We start from the raw sequence: 3,562 nt of genomic DNA on the forward strand, positions 1-3,562 counted from the left end.
CGATGATGCTCTTGCCCTCGCAGAGGTTCCGGTAGATCTGCCATTTGTCGACGACCCTGCCCTTGTGGATCTCCCGTGACTCGTTTTGCGCTGCCAGCATGGCAAGCGACATCGGCCGCCGCCCAAAGGGCGTCGTTGCAATACCCGTCTCCATTTCTTCCTTCGCCTTCAATTAGGCAAAAGAAATCCGTCCGCCGAATCGACGCTTAAAACTCTTGACACTGATTCGCGAAAATGAGATTCTCGGATTGTCTAGATACGAGAAGGGCTTCCGCGACGGTGACGTTCGGGGGCCTTTTTCTTTTGCGGCTTCAGTTCTCCTGTTTCGACTTTCTGAACGCTTCGTAGAGTTCGCCCAGATTGCTTGAAATCCACTCGCCGAAGGGCTTCGCCTCCCTTTCCGTGAGCACGAGCGAGAAATCCTTGGGACGTGATTTTGTGATGACGCTGACTGATTTGTCTTTAGGAGCCCAGCAGTTGGCAGCTAGTCCCTTCAGCTTCTTCGTCGAGGCTGTCTTGTTGACCTTCTTCGCGAGATTGAAGACCATCAGAAAGCGGTCGTTGGAACTGGCTTTCTTGAACTTGTCCTGCCCCAGCAGATGTTCGAGGCTATCGACATTGCTGCTCTTGAGGAGGATGGATAGATCGTACCACCTGTCCCTACCAACTCCCCTCGCAGCTCCGATCTTGTAGATTACGGCTTCCGGGATGTTGGTGGTTACAGACTGCAGTTTGGACAAAACGGTCTTATTGATCGCCAGCGAGGACATGATCGTCGCGTTGTCAAACTGTTCGGCCAATTTCCTTGCGAACAGCGCCCGCTCAATGAATGAGAGATCGGCACGAGCAGTGTTTTCCTGCCCTTGAGCGATCACGTGTTCCTGATCGGAGAGTTGCTTGACTGCTGCATTCACCTTGATGCCGAGCGCTTTTGCGGCCTTGGCTCGACGATGCCCGAAAACGATCTGAAAGCGACCTTCGAAACCTGGTATCGGCCGTACCAAGATCGGGCTGTCCTGCCCCCTTTCGCCAATGGCCTGGATCAGTTCCTGTAGGCTTGAATCGTCATCGTCATCAAGGCGATCGACGACGAACGAGGCTTCCAACCGGTCGGGGTCCAGTTTGATGATCTGTGTGCCGGACAGTAGCTGCTTCTCGATTTCCTCCGCAGCTGCAACCTTAGCGGCCATCTCGTCGGCGGCGCGGCTCATCATCCCGAAAGCGCCGCGGCGTCCGGGAGCTCCGGCGGATGTAGTCGGCTTGGAAGCCCTCGAGTTTGCAACGGCAAGCTGGGAGTCGCTGTCCCTGTTCTGTTCATTAGGCGCCTTGTTCCCGAATGAGTTTACGGGCGTAAACTCGTCATCGGCGCCCTTATCCAACAGACCTGCCATGATGCCCTTCCTAGCCATCAGCTTGCCCTCCCCCAAGCTCTGTGGATCAACGAAATCAGTTCCCCGTTCACGGAATGCAGAGATTCCAAGGCACGATCATACGTTGACCGGGTGAGTTGACTTCTCTCGACCTCGTAGAGGGTCTGCTTGGTGATGCCTGCGTCAGAGATTGCCGTGGATTTCACCATCTCGTTCTTGAGGACAAAACCTCCGAAAAGCGACCGCATGAAATGAACCATCTGTGACTGCGGGATGTCGCCAGGTTCGTATCGGGTAACCAAATAGCGCATCCAGTCGAGGCTCATGTTGCCACCGCCGCGCTTGATGGGGTCGAGTATCTCCCCAAGCATTAGCAGGAACTGACACATCGACATGACGTCCAGCATCTGCGGGTGGACCGTTACAAGTACCGCCGTCGCTGAGGATAGGGCGGTGAGGGTCAGGTAGCCAAGCTGGGGAGGGCAGTCCAGGACGACAACATCGAATTTGTCTCCGACCTCGGAGAGAGCTGCATCGAGACGAGTGAAAAACAGCCGCCCCATGTCCCGGGTGCCTTTTTCGGCGAGGATCAGCGGAGTATCGTATTCAAATTCCTGTAGTTCGAGGTTTGCCGGAATAATGTCGAGACCGGGAAAATTGGTTTTGCGGATCAGCGCGCTAATCGGTTTCTTATGTTCATCGTATCGGATGGCTTCGTAGAGCGACGGGAATTGATCCAGTTCAGGCTGGATACCGTGCAATGCTGTGAGAGACGCTTGCGGATCGAGATCGATTGCAAGAACCCGATGGCCAGTCAACGCAAGATGCTGGGCAAGATGTGCAGTAGTGGTAGTCTTACCGCTGCCACCTTTGAAATTGACGACAGCTACGATCTGTAGGTGTTCACCATCCTTGCGGTGGGGAACATACATGCGAGAATCCGACCGCCCTTTCTGGTCGAGGTAATGACGCATTTCGAGCATCTGCTCGGCCGTATAGGAGCGGCGCCCGGTCGGTGTTACCGTCGGTTGTGGCCCTTTGCCGTTCAATGATAAGTTTTTGAGATAGCCAGCGCTGATTCCGAGGTAGGAGGCGACTTCGGACAACTGGAACTGCCGAAGCGTTTTCACCGCGTCTGGAGGAAAGTTGTCGAGACGATGCTTTTCAAGACGGCTGGAAAGCGCCGCACCCTGCTTCAGGATCAGCTGATCAAAATCCAGAAGGGGCTTATTGGCGTCGAATGCGATATTCATAGGCTGAAACCTGTAAGTGCGAATATTTATCCGCATTGGCTCATTTATCGCACTTAGGCCCGATTCTCTGGATCTTGCAAGGATTTTAAAGTTAACGAAAGCTTAACGCCTTGCTCTGTCACGTCGTTTACGGCCGTAAACTCATTGGCAGCTGCGCCGCAGATCCCCGGGGAACGCAACGGGGTTTCTGTTAGGAATGCGCCCGATGAGAAGCGTTTCACGACGATTACGGCCTTGATGCGTTCAGAGATCGGCGCGCGCTTAAGCTACGCCACAGCCCCCGATGACCAGCAGCAAGGGCCTGGGCTGCCGTGGTGTTGATCGGATCCCGAAGTGGTCGGGAATGGGCATTGTTGGCTGTGAAGTCCTCGATCGTCTCGATCAGGTGGCTGACTGATACCGCCGGCGCTGCTGGCGTCGAGATTGCGCAGGAGCCTCGGTCGGGGAGGGCGGCGCCCGATGTGGCGGAAACGCGCAAGCCGATTTGCCGCGATTTTGCCTGTATTAGAGGGCCTGACAATCCGTTCTTGAGGCGGATCTTCAACAACAGAGGATCAAGATACCCGATCCTTTGATGACGTCGCGCAATTCCCGACAGCGAAGGAGGTGGCAAATTGTGTCATCAGCCCGAAAAGACTACCTTGCGGTCATCATGGGCAAGCATTTGGCATCCGTCCTGACGACCGTGAACGGGCCCTACAGCGTGCAGCTGGGCGACGCGGCGCTGGCGCATTGCCTTGCAGATCAAGATTTGGCCAAACAGCAACCCGGCCATGTCAGGGCCTTTCTCGGTGAAGTTCCCCCGCGTTGCAGGTCGAATTCGCTGTGGTGCATCACATCTCGGTCCCCGACCTGAAAGCCTTGGCCGCTGCGTTCTCCGCCTGGTCCGGTGAGAACTATCCGCTCGCTGCGTGATAGCCGAACAGGGTAGCCGACGCC

2 protein-coding genes and 1 pseudogene are annotated in these 3,562 nt (G+C 55.6%); all 3 read right to left on the reverse strand.

Annotated features, from left to right (window positions below; genetic code table 11):
• A pseudogene (locus EOA32_RS34845) lies at window positions 1-154 on the reverse strand (helix-turn-helix domain-containing protein); the annotation flags it as partial.
• 157 nt (window positions 155-311) lie between these two features.
• Complete coding sequence (gene repB, locus EOA32_RS34850) at window positions 312-1,391, reverse strand: plasmid partitioning protein RepB (RefSeq protein ID WP_189407626.1); 1,080 nt, start codon at window positions 1,389-1,391, stop codon at window positions 312-314.
• A 17-nt stretch (window positions 1,392-1,408) separates the two neighbouring features.
• On the reverse strand, window positions 1,409-2,623 hold the full coding sequence (gene repA, locus EOA32_RS34855; RefSeq protein WP_128374110.1) for a plasmid partitioning protein RepA: 1,215 nt from the start codon (window positions 2,621-2,623) through the stop codon (window positions 1,409-1,411).
• Between the last annotated feature and the right edge of the window lie 939 nt (window positions 2,624-3,562).

The sequence above is a fragment of the Mesorhizobium sp. M1A.F.Ca.ET.072.01.1.1 genome, from assembly GCF_004023325.1.
Taxonomy (GTDB): Bacteria; Pseudomonadota; Alphaproteobacteria; order Rhizobiales; family Rhizobiaceae; genus Mesorhizobium.